The sequence below is a fragment of the Metabacillus sp. 22489 genome (genome assembly GCF_052044855.1).
Lineage (GTDB): Bacteria > Bacillota > Bacilli > Bacillales > Bacillaceae > Metabacillus > Metabacillus niabensis.
The window spans coordinates 109,385-129,246 of record NZ_JBQENT010000007.1 but is presented as its reverse complement, the minus strand read 5'-3'; the positions used below and the strand labels follow the sequence as shown (position 1 = coordinate 129,246).

Here is a 19,862-nt window from a genome sequence, read left to right as displayed (position 1 = left end):
CTTTAACGTTGCGGGGGACTGTCCCCTTTTTTTAAATAAAATTAAAAAGAATTTCACTTTAAAATAAATATTATTGAAATTTTATTTAACATTATTTATAATAATCTTAAATAAAACTTATACAGAGGTGGAAAAATGGAGGCAAAGGATGTACCAAGCTGGATTCTTGCTCTTGAGAAGGAGGATGTGGAGTTTATTAAAAACTTTGTTGTTAATTCAGGCTCTCTAAAGGAAATTGCCAAGGTTTATGATGTTTCATATCCAACGGTAAGGATTAAGCTAGATAGATTAATTCAAAAAATCCAATTAAATGATGCAATCGATAATGAGGAGTTTATTCAATTTATTAAAAAGCTTTCAATTGACGACAGAATTAGCTTAGAGGATGCAAAATTAATTATTGAAAAGTATAAATCAGAAAAGGAAAGGAAGGAAAAGTAATGTTTGACTTTTATTTTGTCTTTATTGTTGCTGCGTTTCTAGCTGTACAATACTTTTTTTCAACAAGAAATAGTGTTTATTGGGGGGCGATATTACCTGTCGTATATTTAATCACAATGATTTGGATGCTTGTCACGGAGCGGCTCGAAAATATGCTAGCTTTCCTCTTATACTTGATACTTGGCATGCTCTTCTTACTTGCAGAATGGAAAAAAGGTAGGGATTGGGTAAACGAGAAAAGAAAAAGGGAATTAGAAAAAATGGTTACGCATGATATGAAGTAAGAAGGTGGGGACAGTCCCCCGCAGCTTTAAAGCTTTAAAGCGATGGGGGACTGTCCCCATAAGCCAATAGTAACAAACTAGAATTTACGGTGATTTGTGTATAATGGACGATGAAAAAAATGGAAATTAGTACTTATAATAGTATTCGAATCATGGATTCTGGCAATACCGTTAGGAGAGTTGCTAGAAACATAGAATCGGAGGATAGTATTATGAAGACGTGGTTGTCGATTTTCATCATCCTGTTATGCATCGGATCCATTGTTGCAGGGAATATTCATTGGAATCACAAGCTTGCGACAAAAGCGGAGTTGGTTCAACCAGAAAGGGAATCTGTAGTGGCAAAGGAACAAGCCGAACAAGCTGAACAAGAACCAGCGGAGAATGAAACATCAAAGGAGAAAGTAGAAAGTGGACAGGCTGCAACAGATGTGGCAGCTTATACGAAAAATCTCCCAAAGGAACTCCAAGACAAGTTTTCCCAAGCTAAAAGCACAGGGAATCCTCTTAAACTCGTCATTTACGGCTCAGACAGTACCCCGACCGAGAAGGGAGCATGGCCTGACCTTCTATCACAACAGCTACAAGCTGCCTATGGGGATAAAATAGTGAGCACCACCGTCATCACAGCAGGAAATAACACATCATTGGCTGTCGCTCAAGCAAAGGATTATGAGAAGGTAACGGAGCTAAAGCCGGATATTGTGTTATTTGAGCCTTTTACACTTAAGGATAATACCGGAAAAATTGCAATGAAGGATCGCATCATTAGCATTGAGAAAATGATTGCCTCATGGAAAGCTAGTAACAACGATGTTACGATTCTCCTTCAACCAGCAAATCCTGTTCATAATGGAGTTTTCTATCCAAAGCAAGTAAATGAATTAAAAGCATATGCTGAAGAACAAAAGCTAACCTATATCAATCATTGGGAAAGCTGGCCGAAAACAGAGGATAAAACAATGCTCCACTATTTAACCTCAGAAAGCCTCCCAAATGAAAATGGCCATAAGCTGTGGGCTGACTATTTAATCGATTACTTTATAGCTAAATAACCTAGAAAAAGGTAGGCTGATTGATGTCTCAAACTTAGAGGCATCGACCAACCTACCTTTTTTATCCTCAAAAAACTTATCTAAAACTAAGCACCATAAATTATTAAAAAGCAACAGGATAAACTATAAATTTTGCTGAATTAGTATTGTATGCTTATTTTAGGAGGAAAGCAATGGAACTTTATACGTTTGCCAAAGAAAATGGAAAATTTATAACAAATTTTATGATGTCCCGAATTATTCAAACTGACAAGACAACTCATATCGGGTGTATGTACTTGGAGGAAAAAGGTGTCATCGGGTACCACCAAGCAGTAGTACCCCAGCTTCTCTTAGTAGTTAGTGGTGAAGGATATGTTCGGGCTGAAACGGAAGAATACATTAAAGTTCAATCAGGCGACGCTATCTTTTGGCAGAAGGATGAATGGCATGAAACGAAAACAGATGTAGGCCCAACAGCCATTGTCATTGAAAGCGAAGCATTAAATCCGTCCGCATTTATGGCGCTTAAAAAATAGAAGGATGTTCTTAAAACTAAAAAAGAGTAGCTTTACCCTACTCTTAAATAAATAATTACTTCTGGCTAAAGGCAATTTTCAACCCTATCAGTGCGAACAAAGACCCTTGAATCAAGCTAATCTTCTTCGATAAGGATGGATTCTTACGTAGGAAATACCCTACTTTTCCAGCAAAAATACTGATTAACATAAAAATAACGAAGGCTTGAACTAGAAAGACAATCCCGTAGACAAGCATTTGCAAGGAAGCATGACCATTTTCATGATTTATAAACTGTGGGAAGAATGCTAGAAAAAACAAGGAAAGCTTTGGATTTAAAAGATTCATAATGATTCCTTTTTTGTATAAGGCCTTGTAGTCCAAAGAGTTTTCAGCTTTAAGGTCAAAGCTCGAGCCTTTTTCCGTAAAAGATTTAAATGCTAGAAATAATAAGTATGCTGCTCCGATATATTTTACGACTGTGAATGCTAAGGCTGATTGATAAATGATCGCTGTTACTCCAATTGTTGCAGCAGTAATATGAACGATTAATCCTGTGCAAAGTCCGAGTGAAGTATAGATTCCCGCATTTTTCCCTTTTGCTATGCTCTGTGCTAAGGTGAACAAGTTATCTGGCCCTGGCATAAGCGTAAGAGCGATTGCTACACCTAAAAAAGAGATGATTGATAGAAAGTCCACATTTATCCCTCCTAGAATAATGTAAAGTTAATTTTATCACAAACCTAATCGTAAAAATGAACAAATATTCTGAACAAGGAAGTGCGAATGTTTTTTCCAGTATAATGGAAAGTAACAAATCGAAGCGGGGAAAACACATGAAGGATATCAATTCTCTCCTATCAAAATGGGAGCAACTACTACAAAAGGTAAAGGATAACAACGGTAAAGTCTATCCGATTGAAATCGGAAAAAAGGCAACGATGCAGGAGATTGCAGCGAAAGAAAAGGAGCTGGGATACCAACTACCTCCTTCGTATAAATATTTCGTAACGAGCTTAGGGAAATCCCTCTTCTTTTATTACTCATTTTCGAGTGATACAATGATTCCCAATGAATTTAGGGAAATCTTTTCTGGTCAGATCTATTGGGATTTTAACTTTCTCCAGGATCTATCAATAGTAGCTGACGACCTAATAGAGGATGGGCAGGATTATGGAAGGTCACTTAGAGGGAAATTAGAGTTTACTCAATCTGATAATGGAGATATTTATGCGTTTGATATGTCTGTTGAAGGTGAAGAAAAACCAGTTGTTTATTGGGAGCATGAAGAGGACACTGTTACTTATGTCGCAGATTCATTCATCGATTATTTAGTGAAGATAACGGATCTAGGGTGTATTGGCAGTGAAAAATGGCAATTCGACTATTTTTTAAGTGATTCGGGATTGAACACGACAAGTCCAACAGCTAATAAGTGGAAGCATTGGCTCGAGTCATTTTCAGAGACAACCTTAGAAGCTGTAAAACATAATATGGAAGAGCTCTTAGCCTTTGTTCTGTATCGAGATAAATTAGATGAAGAGACAATTGCTATATTCAAGAGTTTTAAGCAAAATGAATTATTTCAGTACCTATTAGAAGAATTACATAAAAAAGAAGCAATGAAAGATAAGAGGTTCATATGCAAGATTATCGGTCGAGTTTTCGGATTAAATGCAGAGCAATGGGTTCGTCGTTTATGGGAGGAAAAGCAAGAGGATCTGGATGCTAGATTACGTTCTTATCTAACTTCCATGTGCATGGATAAGGAGGAGGGACTTCCTCTAGTCTTTTATTATCTTGAACAACAATCTAATGAAAAAATAACTGGATATGATGCATTTTCTCATCTTGGTGAATTTCATTCGAGGGATGTTATTTCGTGGATGGAGAATTATGTGACATTCCCTGTGACAAACTTTTGGGATAAGCTTTTCGTTTGGTCAAATTTTTCCTGGGAGGATGTAGAAAGCTGGACGTCTCTAGAAGAAAAGCATGAGGTTACGGTCATTCACGCATTAGACATGTATATCCGTGAGAAGAAGGCAAAGCATAAATATCTTCAGGTTATAGAAGGTCTTCCGGCAAAATCAGAACTTCTCGATTTTCTTGGTAAACTACGTGATAAGCAGGTGTTAAAAAAGCGGATTCAGCTTATCGAGCATTTGATCGAAAATATCGATTTATTTTATTAGGCTTTTAATGTTTAAACGTTTCGGTGCGATGCTTTTATAGAGGTGTCGCACTTTTTTCCTTTTGTAAAGAGTAGTTGAACAATAATATATGTGGAATACAATGTAAATAAGGACTATTTTGGAAGGATAAGAGAAACTTAAAGGAGTTTTTTTATGTCTATAAATATAAACCTTATTGTCATTCGTACATTGAATTTTGAACAAACAGTTAGCTTTTATCAAGACCTTGGGCTCATCTTCAACAAAGAACGTCACGGAAATGGACCAGAACATTATGCTTGCGAATTTGGCAGCTTCGTATTCGAGATATATCCGAGTCAGTCAAGACAGATAGATGCTACGACAAGAATAGGCTTCGACGTTGATAATATCGAGAGAATTATCGAAAAGCTGCGGTTAAGAAAGGCTCAGGTTGTTACTGAACCAAATGTTAGTATTTGGGGGAAACGAGATGTGCTTGAAGATCCTGATGGACGTAAGGTTGAATTAGTAGAAGCTCTAAAAAAATAAATGTTGGAGAAATACACCAATATCAATTAAAAAGGTGGCAAAGGAAAATGTCTAAAAAGAAAGAGAAAGCATTCTTAATACCAGGGGACAAGATTGAACGATTAATTGACTCTAATGAGGGCTGTATTGCTTCCGACAGAATAACCGTTGACGGATGCAAGGTTGGTTTTATGTATAGAGAAGAGCTATACCAAAATGGTGATCCAGATAGTGGCTGGCGATTTATGGCTGGTGATGAAAGTGATGAATATATGGAGAATCCTGAAAATCACTCTATTTATCTCGTTAATACAATTTGTAATTATGATAGAGAGATTATTCCATTTCTTCATTCTGCACCAGGTACTGCATACATACGTAATGAAAACGGAGAATTGGTTCTTGATGAAGAGTGGGAAGTGCCAGAAGATTAAGCATTTAGGAATCTATTTGTTTCACATTTAATTTGCATAATGGGGGAAAGAGAGTGAATACCTTTTATCTTGTTAGGCACGGAATGAAGGAAAAATCTGTAGGGGACGTCAAATTATCATTAGAAGGTATTCAACAGGCGAAAAAAACTGCTTCGTATTTTGAAAATAAACAAGTGAAAGAAATTTTTTCAAGCCCATTGCGAAGAGCGAAAGAAACGGCAAAGTATATTTCAGATAGTACTAAAATTAGTGTCAGAGAAGATATCCGTCTGATAGAACGAGCAAATTGGGGGGATATACCAGGACAATCCTTTGATGAATTTGTTGAAATTTGGGATAAATGTTCAGTAGATCGTGATTATGTACCGCCACAAGGAGTATCTGCGAGACAATCAGGACAAAGGCTAGAGGAATTTATGTTTGATTGTTCAAGTCATGCTGCAAATAGTGAATTTGTAGTCGTTACACACGGAGGAATTATTACTGATTTTATGATAAATGTTTTTTCAACCCAGCAATTAGACGATTTATGTCCAAATTTTAAAACCGTCCAAAGCTTGCTTATACCAGAATGCTCAATTACGGTCATTCGTTATGATGAAGGTAAATATGATATAGATGAATTTGCTTTGACCTTACATTTAACTGAATCCGACATACCCGAAATATAAAATTGATTCTGATTTAGGAAAAATAGAGGTGATTCTAATTCTGAAAAATGCTAACTGGACAGTTGTGTTCCTAATGCTTTCATCATCTAGCTATGCAGGCGGGCTTGGATTTATGCCACTATTTACATATTCACCTATTTTCGGGTTCCTTTTCGGCTTCATTTTTCTAATTATAGCTTTAGTTTTAGAAATTAAGAAAAATAGAAAATCCAAAACGAAATAATGTGTTATCCCCTTAAGGCTGTCAGTTCATTGATAGCCTTTTTTCATATGCTTTTTAATTTTTTTTTTTGTTAAGGGCATGGATTTTCGGAATTGTAACAATAATAATATCATTAAATACAATAACTTTTTATTGTAAAACGATAAATCATGTATTATAATCAATTTGAAAATAAACAAGTGAGGTGCTTTTTTTATGAAATCTGGTTCTACACTCTTTTTAAAAATAGCTGTTTTTCTAATTGGAACTCCAGTTCTTGCTTTGTGCATATTTGGCTTGATTAAGTTAATGAATAATCCGGTAAATCCAGCTTATGCTTATATACTTTATCCAATTTTAATTGGTATGTATGTGTCGGCGATCCCGTTTTATTTTGCATTGTATAATGCTTTTCGACTTTTAAATTATATTGACGAGAACAAAGCCTTTTCACAAATTTCTGTGAAAGCTTTAAAAAATATCAAATATTGTGCAGTTACTATCAGTAGCTTGTATGTCGTATTGATGCCATTTGTTTATCTCGTAGCAGAGAAAGACGATGCGCCAGGACTTATCATATTCGGAATGGTCCCTATCTTTGCTTCGATGGTCATTGCGGTATTTGCTGCAGTTCTTCAAAGGCTTTTACAAGAAGCGATTGATATAAAATCTGAAAATGACTTAGTAGTCTGAGGTGATAATATGGCAATAATAATCAATATTGATGTGATGCTAGCTAAACGTAAAATGAGCGTGACAGAACTTTCGGAAAGGGTTGGAATCACAATGGCTAACCTTTCAATCTTGAAAAATGGTAAAGCAAAGGCGATTCGGCTTTCGACTTTAGATGCGATTTGCAAGGCGTTAGAATGTCAGCCTGGAGATATTTTAGAATACAAAAACGATGAAGACATTCAAGAATCATAATTTTGCAGTGAACATTTATCGTTAAATCTAATAGCTACTATAGTAGTCATGATTTTCATATAGTAAGAAGAAAAAACCGATGGAGGCTTTAAGTATGAGAGCACTTAAACAGCTCGTTCGTTTTGGGTGGGAGCAGGCCTTATCATGTTTGTTTCCTGTCGTGATTTTTGCTTCTTTGGCGTTGACAAAAATCATTCCGCTTCCCTTTTTGCCAAGGTATGATTGGCTGCTTATCATTTGCCTTTTCATGCAGTGGTTGATGGTGCGTTCTGGACTTGAAACAAAGGATGAGCTTAAGGTCATTTCATTGTTCCACCTTATTGGACTTGCGCTTGAGATTTTTAAGGTACATATGGGCTCATGGTCTTATCCAGAGGAAGGATATTTCAAAGTTTTTGGAGTGCCTTTGTACAGTGGATTTATGTACGCAAGTGTGGCGAGTTATCTTTGTCAGGCGTGGCGGAGACTTAACGTTCAATTGGTCAAGTGGCCACCATTTTTTGTCGTTGTCCCTCTTGCTGCTGCGATTTATTTGAATTTTTTCACCCACCATTATTGGATTGATGTTCGCTGGTGGTTATCAGGCCTTGTCATAATTGTCTTTTGGAAATCATGGGTCACATATGAGGTTGGTGGAGCTCTCTACCGTATGCCACTTGCACTTTCCTTTGTCCTCATCGGATTTTTCATATGGATCGCTGAAAACATCGCAACGTTCTTTGGCGCTTGGGAATATCCAAACCAAACGAAGGCATGGAGTCTCGTCCATCTAGGCAAGGTGAGCTCATGGCTCTTATTAGTAATTGTCAGCTTTCTTATCGTAGCGACGTTAAAGCTTATTAAAGGGGGAAATCCTACTAGGATTGATACTGGCAAGGGGCTCATTGTTGAAAATTCTCCAAGTGTACAAAAGAGTGAATAAGAAATTTTGAAAAAGCAACGTTTGAATGGTTGCTTTTTTTATATAATTTTTTAAAGGTGAATTATTAAAATAACTCATTTAAGCATAAAGTAATATAAATCCTTTAAAATGTCGTAGATTTAATGTTATTTAACACATGGGATAACCTCACAAAACCTCAACACTTTGGGAAAAATAGTAAAAATGTTAGGCTTCTTGATTGAATTCAATACTATTTTAATAAAGTTTTTTAATTTCCGCTTTTGTTCCTTCTCACGATTTTCTGCATTCAGTCATTTATAGTAAATTAGAACCATTTTTCCTATGAGATTCACGGTTAGTGAAATTGAATTCGATTATTTTTCTTGCAGAATGATACCTTACTCATTTATTCTAAGAAGCAAAAGATCGTCAAACTATTATACTTAGGGTTAAATAGTTGATCCCCTTGATAAAGGTGAAGTAATTTTTATTAGTTATTTGTATCATTTCACACCCACGTGAAGTGAAAATAGGAGTACATTCAAATATATTGATCGTTATGATTGACATGTTTCTTTGAGGAGGATACACAAGAAAATGGAAAAATCTAAAGGTTTTATCGAATCAGAAATAAGCAAGGCAATTACGCAATGGGAAAAGGATTTTCTTGGGCGTGGCTCTATATCTGTTAAGACAGATATTTTACGGGATATGATCATTGTAAATTTACAAGGGATTTTAACACCTGCTGAATATAACGTATGTGAAACAAAAGGTGGAATGTTAAATATAAAGCGGACACGTTCGGAGCTAGTTGAATCAGGTATCGAAGAGCTTTATAATATTGTCTTAACGGTAACAGGGGAAAAGGTAAAAAGCTTTCATACTGACCTCAGCTCTCGCACGGGAGAACGAATAATGGTATTTAAATTGTTTAATGATCTTGAGAAAAAATTTTAAAAATCTATTTAAAATAGGCTAGCATATGGCTTTTAAAAAAATTATTTAATGTGTAAAGTATCAATGGCTAAAAGCGATTGACTAATATAACCGAAAATAAAATCTCATCAAGAAGTTGACAAATTAAAAAAATTTAGTTTATATTAAATTTAACATAATAATCGGTAGTTGTTATTTTCAATTACTTTCATGATGATTAGGGCTTTAGCATTTTGTTAATAGTTATATTGACTGAATGAAAAAGTATCCGAAAATCTGAAGGGGATTGAAATATAAGTCTAGAATTCCATAACTTAGACAAATGAGATTAAAACAAAAGCTGTAATTAATTATAAATGGTAGCTCTTCAAAAAACTTCGGTAAAGTTAGTTGAAGTGAAGCCGACAATTTTCAAAATTCAATGATTTTAAAACATCATTGAATTTTGAGGTTGTCGGTTTTTTTATTGGGTAAATATCAAATGGGATTTATGGGAAATGTCAGCTTAATTAAAAGGGAGAATTTTAAATGTTAGTTTCGCTGAGTTCATCAACATTTTTAACATTATATTTTATTATGCTTATTGCTTCTTGCTTAAGTGGATTCATATTTTTACATTCAAAAATGCCATTAAGCTTTGTGCGTATTCATATCTTTATTGTTGCTTTACCTCCACTTGTTTCATTACTTGCACTTATTAATACTAATTCGAATGAAGTTGTCGGTCTTTGGCACCTAGATTCTTTAGCTTGGTTATTGGCTTTCTTCGTTCTTTTTATGGGTTTAATTATTCAGCGCTTTTCCGTTCGTTACTTAATGGGTGATCGCTCATATAGAAAATATTTTACACTTTTTACCTTCACTACAGCTGCAGCTTCAGTTGCCTGGTTAAGTGATGATCTTCGCTTAATGGTCGTATGCTGGGGGATAACTCTTATCGGATTGACCCTCCTTATAAGGTTGAACAGCAGCTGGAAAGTTGCAAATGAGGCAGCAAGAGTTTCAGGACGTTTATTTGCAATAAGTTGGGTTTTACTATCATCTGCGGTAGTTTGGCTTTATCTAGTCACAGGTCAATGGCAGCTATCTTTCGTTCTAACTGATGAAATTTTAGCTCAACTTGGTGATTTGGAGAGAACAGGAATTAATTTATTGATCATGTTTGCTGTGATGATTCCAGCAGCGCAATGGCCTTTCCAGCGATGGCTAATAGAGTCTGTAGTTGCTCCAACTCCTGTTTCGGCAATTATGCACGCAGGATTAGTAAATGCGGGGGGGATATTGCTAACGAGATTTTCTCCTCTTTTTAACGGGGATATAACGCAAATGATTTTACTAATTCTTGCGAGTATTTCCGTATTAATAGGAACTGGAATTAGCTTAGTCCAGGTTGACTATAAACGTCAGCTTGTGGGCTCAACGATTGCGCAAATGGGATTTATGCTCATTCAATGTGCATTAGGTGCCTATTTAGCAGCCATTATTCATCTAGTTTTACATGGCTTGTTCAAGGCTACATTGTTTTTACAGGCTGGTTCGGCAGTACGCAGTTATCATCCTGCAACTAGTTATAATAAAAGACCATCAAAAGTATCGATTATTTTTGGGCGTGGGCTAGGCTTACTAGTTGGGGTAGCTTTTTGGCTGATGGCTCCAGAAGAGGGGTATCAATTGGTTAGTGCAATTATTCTAGGGTGGTCGTTGTCTGTTTCTTGGACACAACTTGTTGCTTTTGGAGAGGGAAAAATTGCTCGAATGGCTGGTTTGTTATTTGTGGTTGTATTTTCGGTGATTTACTTTTTCATTCATAACCTTTTCCATCAGTGGTTGCATACAGTCGTTTATCAAAGTGAACCTCCGATGGCAGCTGTTATCGTTGTTGTCTGCATCTTGTTATTTGGTAGTGCTATTGGGGCTTTAGTTGCCCGTAATCAATCTTCTACTACATTCGCTATCCTTTATCTTTGGTTAGTTCGATTTGGTGAGGCGAAATATAAATCAGTAGAAAGTCATCCAAACTACCTTAAGCAATATTTATTCCAAGGAGGTAATCAGTGATGAGCGTTACATCAGTATTAACTAAAGGACATTTGAAAAATACAAATACTGATTTTCAAGAAAATAAACTGAATGATTTAGTTGAAACAGCTAGCAGAGTCATTACACCACTTTCGCCAATCTCTATGTTTGCAGCACGTAATCCTTGGGTCGGACTTGAAAAGCAAACATTTGAACATGTTGCTGAGTTGCTTAAAAATATCCGTGATGTCGATATCTATCCTAGTTCTAGCGTCATTCTTTCGGCAAAGGAACGAGGTGAGATTGATGAGTCCTTTCTCCAAATGGGATTGCAACAATGGCTAAACTCACAATCGTTTCGTATTCCACGGGAAGCTGCAGAGCGTTTTTGCCAGGCAGCATTAAAGCTTGAACCATTACCTTCTAATCTCGTTTCCTCACCAGAGTTAAAAAGAGTAGTTGAGGAAATCATTAGCCTTGATATGGAAGGCATTGAAGATGTTACAAGCAAACCAATAAGCTCGAAATTAGAAAATGAAAACGGTGAAACGTTAATCAATATTCTCGATCATCATGTTATCAAGTGGTGCAAATTATATTTGGATGATCAACAGGCAGGTTGGACAATGCCGAATCGAGAGGAAGGTTTCTATCGTGCGTGGCATCGTCTCATTCAATATGATCCATCACTTAACAAACTCGAGCGAAAAAGCTTAAAAGACTTACCACAAGAGGCACATGAAGCACTAACAGTATCATTATCTGCGCTGGAAATCCCTTATTCAGAGATACAGACTTATCTAGAAGGCCATCTTCTTTCCTTACCTGGATGGGCAGGAATGATGCTTTGGCGCTCCCAACAATCGAGTCATGAACGACAACTTCTAACCGAATATTTAGCGGTTCGAATTTCCATGGAATTGGCTTTAGTAAAACCTTATGTATCATTATCAAAGCAACAACAATCTGAGGAAAAGGTTTCAATTCCATCACTTTTAGCAGCATGGATTCATTGGGGGGGCCTTTCGATTAAGGATTGGTCACGAATGTCCCCATCTGAACAAACCGAATATTTATCATTTGCTTATCGTTTTGACGAAAAGCTTCGCAGAAAACTTTGGTTGGAGGCTTGGGAACAAACACACAGAGACAGATTAAGAGAGAAGATTACGTCTAAACAGCCTAAAAGTAAAAAAACTGTAATGGCTCAATTAGCATTTTGTATTGATGTACGTTCAGAGCCTTTTCGCCGCCATCTTGAAAATGAGGGCCCGTTTGAAACGATTGGTATTGCTGGCTTTTTTGGGTTACCGATTGCCACTAGGGAACTTGGGAATAAACATTGCCATCCATCCTTGCCGGTTATTCAAAATCCTAAACACAAAATAAAAGAGATCGCAAATGAAAATGAATTTAAATCTTTTCAACAACGCAAGCAGGTAGAAATTTCAATAAGCTATACATTTAAGACGATGAAGCAGAATGTGCTTACAAGCTTATTTTTACCTGAAATTAGTGGACCATTGCTTAGTTTACAAATGGTAGCACGAAGTTTTGTACCAAAAAAAGCAGATCGGTTCATTCGCAATTTTCGAAAGTCGTGGTTGCACAAACCTGATACGACACTGTCGCTTAATCATGTTCATGACGAATTGTCAGACATACCTGTTGGCTTTTCTGAAGAAGAAAAAGTGAATTATGTGCGCCAAGCTCTAAAAATGATGGGGCTAACAAAGGATTTTGCACCATTAGTCGTGATATGTGGACATAGTAGTCAAAGTACAAATAATCCTTATGCATCAGCTCTTGAATGTGGTGCATGTGGTGGTGCTGCAGGTGGATTTAACGCAAGGGTATTAGCTACCTTATGCAATTTACCTGAGGTAAGGGAAGTCCTTTCTACAGAAGGTATTAACATCCCTAATGATACGGTTTTCGTCGCAGCAGAGCATCATACAACAGTCGATGAATTAGGCTGGATTTATGTCCCTGAACTTTCTGAATCTGCACAAGAAGCATTTAATCGTATTGAGGCAATTATGCCGAAAGTAAGTCAAAATGCAAATGCAGAGCGCCTTGCTCAATTACCGAACTTCAAATCGACACTTAAAAATCCTAATGCTGAAGCACACCGTTTTGCAGAGGATTGGAGTGAGATTCGTCCTGAATGGGGGTTAGCTCGTAACGCATCGTTTATTATCGGGCAACGTGAATTAACGCAGGAGTGTGATTTGGAAGGTAGAGCGTTTCTTCATAATTATGATTGGAGGCAGGATGAAGGCGGTGAGCTCTTATCTAATATCATGGCTGGTCCAGGAACGGTGGCGCAAATGATCAATTTACAATATTATGCTTCAACGGTAGCTCCTCATTATTATGGTAGTGGAAATAAAGCAACACAAACTGTGACAGCAGGACTAGGTGTTATGCAAGGGAATGCAAGTGACTTATTGTCAGGACTACCTTGGCAATCTGTCATGCTATCAGATCACGAAGCTTTTCATGCGCCAATTCGTTTGCTGATTGTTATCCAGGCACCTAGAAATTATGTAGAGCGTTTATTAAATCATGATTTAGCATTTCGAGAAAAGGTTCAAAATGGATGGGTTAGACTTGCTAGTGTTGATCCAAATGGTCGATGGGAAAACTGGTAACTACTAAAATATTATTGTTAAAAAATCATAAAAATGATTGAGAAGGAGTATGTCTTATGAATTTAAATAATCATAAAAAGGTTTTAGTGATATCAGACTTTGCACAAGAATTGATGCCTATCCTACAACAAGTAACGACCATTCAACCAGAAAACATCCTAACACTGCAAAGCTATGGCTGCATCGTTTCACATCCTTATGGAGATTTAATGAGAGCTGTTGTCATTGCTATTTATCAAGAAAATGTTGAGGAGATTTTAGTTGTTGGAACAAAAGATCAACGGACTCCCACAGTTAAAATACCAACTCAACTTGAAGCAATAAAAGACAAGATAAATACATTGGATTATCTTTTTCAAAATAGCACACCTGAGTTTCAGGGCGGTACACTAGATGAATGGCTAAATGGAAAAGAAAACATCATTGAAAATATCGAAAAGAGTGTTGATATCATCAGACATCATGCATTAGTTCCGCCAGAAGTTAAAGTTCGTGGATTAGTGGTGGACAATCAGGATGGGAAATTCTTAATTGATGATATTCCAACGAGTAATAGGGTTTAACGTTTGATTAAAAGAACATTTTGAATGACATATGATTATCGAGATAGCTGAAAACATCGAAACGTTTTTTGAGGATTGGAATATCCATACCAACATAATCATGAAGTCTCATCCATCAAGGTAATGTGAGCCCATGTCTCTTATTAGCGATTGTCAGCTTTCTTAACCGTAGCGACGTTAAAGCTTTTTTAAGGGGGAATTCCCACTAGGATAGATGCTGACAAGCGGAAACTTATAAAAATTCTCCTAGTACAAAAAAATGAATAAGATAATTAGAAAAAGCAACCTTCGACTGAAGTTGCAATGAGAAATAGGGGGAAGGGAATACTCTTCCCCTTTAAAAATGATTAGTGATTTCTCCAAAGACATTCATCTAAAATAGGTTACACTATCTGGCTACTAAATGATAATTCACCTTTAAGACAAAACGATCGATTCACTTATATAACAAAATAGCTTTCACGATTTCGTAATAATATTCTTTCCACTTGCTAGAGTGCTTTTTCACTCGCTTTCCTCCTTCCTCATCATTTTCTTTATTCAGCCATTTACAGTCATAATGATGTATACGTTCAGCAAAATGGATCCAATTTTAATACCTTGCAGCAAGATTACAAATATTTTATGATAGAATCATAAATCAATAAAGCTGAATATATTGATATAATCAATCGGAAAATTCGATTTATATAATAAAAGAGGTTATGGCAATGGAGATCAAACAATTAATTACGTTTAAAACAGCTGCGGAAAATTTGAATTTTACGCATACAGCAAAAATTTTAAATTTTGCTCAATCAAGTGTCACTGCGCAAATAAAATCATTGGAGTCTGAACTCGGGAAACCGTTGTTCGAGCGTCTAGGAAAGCGCCTGATTTTGACAGAAGATGGGGAAAAGTTTAAATTATATGCTGATAAAATGATTATGCTTAACGAAGAAGCAAAACAAGCAATAAGTGGTGATAAAGAGTCAGCAGGGAGTCTTATTATTGGAGCGCCAGAAAGTCAATGTACATACCGACTTCCTCAAATTTTAAAGGAATTTAAAAACCAGTATCCTAACGTAAAGGTCGTATTTAAGCCAGCATATTCCGACGAGAAAGCTAGGGAGCAGCTCTTAGAGGGGGCGCTCGACTTTGCATTTATAATGGACACCTCAAAGCCTGAAGATGTTTTAAAGGTCGAGAAGCTTATCCAAGAAGATTTCAAAATGGTAGCTTCACCTGATCATCCGTTTGTAACGAAAAAGGAGATCCAGTCAACTGATCTAATCCACGAGACGCTTTTGCTTACTGAAACAGGGTGCTCTTATCGCAATTTGTTTGAAGAAATGCTAAGTGCTGAAGGGGTTTATCCATTAAATAAAATTGAATTTGTCAGTGTGGAAGCAATCAAACAGTGTGTAATGGTTGGGCTAGGTATAGCGGTTTTACCTTCAATGGTTGTTGAAACTGAGCTGAAAATGGGAAAAATGACGGAGATTGCTTGGAATGGGTTTCCTTCTCCAGTTTTTACGCAAATTGCCTGGCATAAAGATAAATGGATGACACCTCACTTACAAGCCTTTATTCAGTTAACTCGTCACATATTAAATTAAGTGAGATACTTTCATTGTTGCAATTTTACAATTTATCATTACATAACAAAACTCTCTTGTTCAATTTTGAGTAGACAAGGGAGTTTTGTCTTAAAGGAGTACCTTGTTGAAGAGATTTTACTAACTAACGATGTTATTGTAACTAAAAGCAAAGGAGAAACGTCCATTTTGTAAAGGGAGGGAGATTGTGAAAAAGCTCGTAGTTAGTTCAGTGCTCATTCTTTTATCTGCTGTTTTATTTGGCTGTAATTTATTTTCGAAAAATGATTTGCCGATTGAAATGATTGCCTTCAACAGTTTATCTGAAAAAGAACAAGATTTAATCCCTGTAAGCCCTAAAGATTCACTTGTTAAGAAAGTGACAGTTGATCACGATATAGAATCATTCATTAATCATGACTATGACAAAGACGAGGTTTACTCTGTTACATTTAACCATACAAATACAGAAACCTCTGGCAATCTAATTGTTTTTGTTGATTTGGACAAAAAGAACGTTGTTGGCAAAGGGGTAGCCAGTAAGAAAAACTAGAATAGAGGGTAAGGTATTTTCATGAAGAAACCTGTAATTTAGGAGTAACTACAGGTTTCTATATCATGACCTTATTTATCCTCTTTCATTATGTTCATTTGCTTTAATGCTTCGTTTGCTATCGTTTTTGCTTCAGTTCCAGATCCATTAAGATTTACGGCAAATACCCATGTTTCTTTATCTGTTTCGATAAAACCGATGTACCACCCTAATCCCATATCTGAAAGCCTTGTTCCTGTTTTTCCGTGAAGAATATACTCATCCTGTTCATCTTGGATCATCATTCGTTTCACTGTCTTTTGGATCGTTTCCTGAAAGGGGAGTTCCTCTTTAACAAGGTCTTCGATGAACTCAACCTGTTCTTTGGCGGAAATCTTCAATGTGCTGTCTAGCCAGAATTGGTCAATGCCTCCTGATATATCTTTGTTTCCGTAGTTTATTTTGTTGATAGATTCCTGCATCTTTTCGTTTCCGATATCTCTTGCCATATCTTGATAAAACCAAACGGCTGATTCTCTCATTGCTGAGGCTAATGAATGGTCACGATTCCAGCCTTCGAATTCTCTTTTCACACCATCCCAACGCTTCACTTCATACTCGTCTCTTACTACACCTGTTTCCAATCCGATTAAAGAATTTGCCACTTTAAATGTTGATTCAGGAGTAAATCTTTTTATGCTTCTTTCCTTGTTATAAAGATAAATATCATCCTTTTTCACATTTTTAAGCACCATAGTCCCGTCTTTTCCATTAAACAAATTTTCGATGTTTAGTTCCTTTGTTTTTTGCGCCTTTGCTTCACTGACATTTACTAGATTTGTTTGAACGAGGAGCATTAAGAGCATAAAGAATGCTGCAAGCTTAAACCACCTTTTCGTTGAATCATTCATCAGTAGAGTGCCTCCCTTTTCCTTTGTTTTTCATTTGTGTATGTTGTTTCATTAGACGTAAATTACGCTTTTCTCAAAATTTCGCCACCCTTCACTATGATTATAAATTGGGAAACTCAAATATTACAAGTGTAATATTTAGATGCCAAAGAATGAAATCCTTCTTTTCATTGCGGTTTTCTCTAAAATTACTCAAAAAGTACTATAATCTAGGAACGTAGAAGAGTAGCAAAAAGATCGATTTCACAATGAAATCGATCCTTTATATGTATTTTACTGTATCACCGTAACCCAATCGCGATATAAATGGCTGTTCCCCAGATAAATATTGAGGAGCATTTGTTGAAGATGTTCATTAATGCTCCTGTCCCATCTAACCTTTTCATTGCTGCACCTGCGACCGTTAATCCGAAGAACCAAATCCAGGATACGAGAATGCAAGCAATCGTAAATAAAAATTGTTCTGTTCCGACATATTTTAATGCACTTGTTCCAATAACACCGACGATATCTAAGATCGCATGTGGGTTTAATAAAGAAACGGATAGAGCGAAAACAATTTGTTGCCGGATTGATAATGCTTTGCCCGTTTCCTTTGCTTTAGGTTCAGACCGCCAAATCGCATATCCCATGTAAAATAAAAACAAAATGCCGACAACCATTAGGCTTATCCGCAGCCATTCAAATTGAAGGACGATAACAGATAAGCCGAATATCGCTAAAACGATCAAAAGTGTATCACATAGGGCGGCAGTTATCGTCGCAGGAAGTGCTTGAAGTAGCTTTGGCTGTGTGGCTCCCTGTGAAAACACAAATACGTTTTGTACGCCTAAAGGTAAAATAAGTCCGAATGCTAGAATGATTCCGTGAAGAATAGGTTCCATTTTTATCAACTTCCTTTCAATTTCTATCTTACTATGATAAAACTTAAAGAAAACGACCAATTGGATGGCTTTTTATCCATCCAATTTAAGAGGGGATATATTTTGAAGTGGGTACCAAACCGCAAGTCTCATTTGACGATTCAAGAGCAAATTGTCGAATGGATAAAAGCTCGGATTGAAAGGGGAGATTGGACTGTTGGCACAAAGCTCCCGACACAGCGACAACTGGCAACACAATTTCATGTAAATCGAAGCACCGTCCAGCTTGCACTTGATGAATTAAAGGCAGATGGTTTACTTGAGTCAAAAATGGGCTCAGGTGTATTTGTTGCTAATCATTCATGGAATGTGCTTTTGAACAGGTCTCAGCCGAATTGGAAGCAGCATATTGAATCAAGTATTTATAAGCCAAACTATCACACGATTCAACTCATCAATGAATATGAGCAATACGACCATATCATCCGCCTTGGAACAGGTGAATTATCACCAGAATTACTCCCGACAAACCAAATTGAACAGTCTTTAAAGGAGATTTCCCTTGATGCAAAATCAATTGGCTATTCACCGCCAAAAGGGAATGAGCGGCTTAGAAACATCATCTGTGAATATGTAAAAAAGCGCGGTATTCAAACAGAGCCAGAGAACATCCTTATCGTTTCCGGTGCGCTCCAAGCCCTTCAATTAATTGCAATGGGATTGCTAGAGGAAGGCTCGATCGTTTTTCACGAGCAGCCATCATACTTAAGCTCTGTCCATCCATTTCAATCTGCTGGAATGCGGATGATTTCAGTTATGCGAAATGCCAATTTATCTGATCATTTAAGAGTTTTGAAAAGAAAAAGGCAGTCGTTATTTTACACTGTTCCGACTTTGCATAATCCAACAGGGGATAGCTTGTCTGTAAAAGAAAAGGAACAATTATATCATGTGTGCAATGAGCTCCAAATCCCAATTATTGAGGATGATGTATACCACGAATTGTTATTTGAGCCAGCTTCACCTGCAATAAAATCGTTTGATACATCTGGGCAAGTCCTTTATATAGGGAGTGTATCTAAAACGTTAAGTCCAGGCTTACGAATTGGCTGGGTTATCGCACCTTCACCTGTCATTACCAGATTAGCAGATATTAAAATGCAAACAGACTATGGTTCAAGTGCCTTTTCCCAAGAAATTGTCGCACACTGGATTTCAACTGGTTTATATGAAAATCATTTAACTAACCTACGTGAGCAATTGAAGAAAAGGGCAGCATTTGTTGAAAGGGTTTTAGAACAACAATTTAGTAAAATGGCTACATGGAAAAGGTCAGAGGGAGGCTTTTATTTTTGGCTACGATTTAATCAACCGATTGTAAATAAATCGTTATTTTTAAATCTACTAAAACAAAATGTGTTAATAAACCCTGGCTATATTTATGATTCAAGTGATTTACATCATATTCGTCTTTCCTATGCGTATGCTTCTTTGGAGGGATTAAAGCTAGGATTAGATCGTCTATTAAATGTAATAGGTTCTAGCTAGACCTTTTCATTGTGATCATAATACTCTATTTTCTCGCGAGAATAGAGTGTTTTTTATTATCATAGCAAAATCTAATAGTATGCTTGAAACACTGATAATTTCAGAGACCAATGTACAGGTTCATATAAGTAAAAAGCTCTATTATTATTTCACTAAGAAAACGTGATGTATTAGAAC

General features: G+C 36.5%; 21 protein-coding genes. 18 read left to right on the top strand and 3 right to left on the bottom strand.

The features are described from left to right. The first annotated feature begins 135 nt into the window (after nucleotides 1-135). The 4 genes from ACTJJ9_RS06535 to ACTJJ9_RS06520 all read left to right on the top strand — a co-directional run bounded on the left by ACTJJ9_RS06535 (nucleotide 136) and on the right by ACTJJ9_RS06520 (nucleotide 2,298). Complete coding sequence (locus tag ACTJJ9_RS06535; RefSeq protein ID WP_095299674.1) at nucleotides 136-441, top strand: DUF2089 family protein; 306 nt, start codon at nucleotides 136-138, stop codon at nucleotides 439-441. Then, nucleotides 441-725 (top strand): hypothetical protein, encoded by a 285-nt coding sequence (locus ACTJJ9_RS06530; RefSeq protein WP_145581633.1) that lies wholly within the window; start codon nucleotides 441-443, stop codon nucleotides 723-725. The genes ACTJJ9_RS06535 and ACTJJ9_RS06530 overlap by 1 nt, the downstream gene beginning before the upstream one ends. Before the next feature lie 212 nt (nucleotides 726-937). Then, complete coding sequence (locus tag ACTJJ9_RS06525; RefSeq protein ID WP_145581632.1) at nucleotides 938-1,780, top strand: SGNH/GDSL hydrolase family protein; 843 nt, start codon at nucleotides 938-940, stop codon at nucleotides 1,778-1,780. 173 nt (nucleotides 1,781-1,953) lie between these two features. Continuing rightward, on the top strand, nucleotides 1,954-2,298 hold the full coding sequence (locus tag ACTJJ9_RS06520) for a cupin (protein WP_145581631.1): 345 nt from the start codon (nucleotides 1,954-1,956) through the stop codon (nucleotides 2,296-2,298). A gap of 55 nt (nucleotides 2,299-2,353) precedes the next feature. On the opposite strand, the gene ACTJJ9_RS06515 is transcribed toward ACTJJ9_RS06520, so the two are convergent. Continuing rightward, a complete protein-coding gene (locus ACTJJ9_RS06515; protein ID WP_145581630.1) occupies nucleotides 2,354-2,977 on the bottom strand; it encodes a LysE family translocator in 624 nt (207 codons plus the stop codon). A gap of 137 nt (nucleotides 2,978-3,114) precedes the next feature. Here ACTJJ9_RS06515 and ACTJJ9_RS06510 point away from each other — a divergent pair, with 137 nt between their 5' ends. The 13 genes from ACTJJ9_RS06510 (at nucleotide 3,115) to ACTJJ9_RS06450 (ending at nucleotide 16,384) form a co-directional block, all read left to right on the top strand. Then, nucleotides 3,115-4,473 carry an SMI1/KNR4 family protein gene (locus ACTJJ9_RS06510; RefSeq protein WP_186324182.1) on the top strand — a complete coding sequence of 453 codons (1,359 nt, stop codon included), beginning with the start codon at nucleotides 3,115-3,117 and terminating at the stop codon, nucleotides 4,471-4,473. A 153-nt stretch (nucleotides 4,474-4,626) separates the two neighbouring features. Beyond that, nucleotides 4,627-4,983, top strand: a complete 357-nt coding sequence (locus ACTJJ9_RS06505; RefSeq protein WP_145581628.1) for a VOC family protein — start codon at nucleotides 4,627-4,629, stop codon at nucleotides 4,981-4,983. A gap of 47 nt (nucleotides 4,984-5,030) precedes the next feature. Then, entirely contained in the window at nucleotides 5,031-5,396 is a 366-nt protein-coding gene (locus tag ACTJJ9_RS06500; RefSeq protein WP_145581627.1) for a DUF2185 domain-containing protein, read from the top strand. A 53-nt stretch (nucleotides 5,397-5,449) separates the two neighbouring features. After that, the gene (locus ACTJJ9_RS06495) at nucleotides 5,450-6,067 is read left to right on the top strand and encodes a histidine phosphatase family protein (protein ID WP_255451852.1); all 618 of its coding nucleotides are present in this window, start codon (nucleotides 5,450-5,452) and stop codon (nucleotides 6,065-6,067) included. A gap of 418 nt (nucleotides 6,068-6,485) precedes the next feature. Further along, nucleotides 6,486-6,962, top strand: coding sequence for a DUF2975 domain-containing protein (locus ACTJJ9_RS06490; RefSeq protein WP_145581626.1), 477 nt, complete (start codon nucleotides 6,486-6,488; stop codon nucleotides 6,960-6,962). 9 nt (nucleotides 6,963-6,971) lie between these two features. Then, entirely contained in the window at nucleotides 6,972-7,196 is a 225-nt protein-coding gene (locus ACTJJ9_RS06485; protein ID WP_145581625.1) for a helix-turn-helix domain-containing protein, read from the top strand. A gap of 94 nt (nucleotides 7,197-7,290) precedes the next feature. Further along, a complete protein-coding gene (locus ACTJJ9_RS06480; RefSeq protein WP_145581624.1) occupies nucleotides 7,291-8,118 on the top strand; it encodes a DUF817 domain-containing protein in 828 nt (275 codons plus the stop codon). A gap of 558 nt (nucleotides 8,119-8,676) precedes the next feature. Continuing rightward, nucleotides 8,677-9,039 carry a DUF2294 domain-containing protein gene (locus ACTJJ9_RS06475; RefSeq protein WP_145581623.1) on the top strand — a complete coding sequence of 121 codons (363 nt, stop codon included), beginning with the start codon at nucleotides 8,677-8,679 and terminating at the stop codon, nucleotides 9,037-9,039. Nucleotides 9,040-9,546: 507 nt separating this feature from the next. Then, the gene (locus ACTJJ9_RS06470) at nucleotides 9,547-11,076 is read left to right on the top strand and encodes an NADH dehydrogenase subunit 5 (RefSeq protein ID WP_145581622.1); all 1,530 of its coding nucleotides are present in this window, start codon (nucleotides 9,547-9,549) and stop codon (nucleotides 11,074-11,076) included. Then, the gene (locus ACTJJ9_RS06465) at nucleotides 11,076-13,691 is read left to right on the top strand and encodes a putative inorganic carbon transporter subunit DabA (RefSeq protein ID WP_145581621.1); all 2,616 of its coding nucleotides are present in this window, start codon (nucleotides 11,076-11,078) and stop codon (nucleotides 13,689-13,691) included. The genes ACTJJ9_RS06470 and ACTJJ9_RS06465 overlap by 1 nt, the downstream gene beginning before the upstream one ends. A 56-nt stretch (nucleotides 13,692-13,747) precedes the next feature. After that, on the top strand, nucleotides 13,748-14,254 hold the full coding sequence (locus tag ACTJJ9_RS06460; protein ID WP_145581620.1) for a carbonic anhydrase: 507 nt from the start codon (nucleotides 13,748-13,750) through the stop codon (nucleotides 14,252-14,254). A 710-nt stretch (nucleotides 14,255-14,964) separates the two neighbouring features. Next, nucleotides 14,965-15,852, top strand: a complete 888-nt coding sequence (locus tag ACTJJ9_RS06455; protein WP_145581619.1) for a LysR family transcriptional regulator — start codon at nucleotides 14,965-14,967, stop codon at nucleotides 15,850-15,852. Between the two features lie 187 nt (nucleotides 15,853-16,039). Continuing rightward, nucleotides 16,040-16,384: a hypothetical protein gene (locus ACTJJ9_RS06450; protein WP_095299690.1), complete on the top strand. Its 345-nt coding sequence runs from the start codon at nucleotides 16,040-16,042 to the stop codon at nucleotides 16,382-16,384. A 71-nt stretch (nucleotides 16,385-16,455) separates the two neighbouring features. Here the strand turns inward: ACTJJ9_RS06450 and blaOXA are convergent, their stop codons facing one another. Next, a complete protein-coding gene (blaOXA, locus tag ACTJJ9_RS06445; RefSeq protein WP_255451851.1) occupies nucleotides 16,456-17,274 on the bottom strand; it encodes a class D beta-lactamase in 819 nt (272 codons plus the stop codon). Nucleotides 17,275-17,555: 281 nt separating this feature from the next. After that, complete coding sequence (locus ACTJJ9_RS06440; RefSeq protein ID WP_145581618.1) at nucleotides 17,556-18,158, bottom strand: LysE/ArgO family amino acid transporter; 603 nt, start codon at nucleotides 18,156-18,158, stop codon at nucleotides 17,556-17,558. 102 nt (nucleotides 18,159-18,260) lie between these two features. Between ACTJJ9_RS06440 and ACTJJ9_RS06435 the strand changes: the two genes are divergently transcribed. Further along, complete coding sequence (locus ACTJJ9_RS06435) at nucleotides 18,261-19,685, top strand: aminotransferase-like domain-containing protein (RefSeq protein ID WP_145581617.1); 1,425 nt, start codon at nucleotides 18,261-18,263, stop codon at nucleotides 19,683-19,685. Nucleotides 19,686-19,862: the final 177 nt, after the last annotated feature.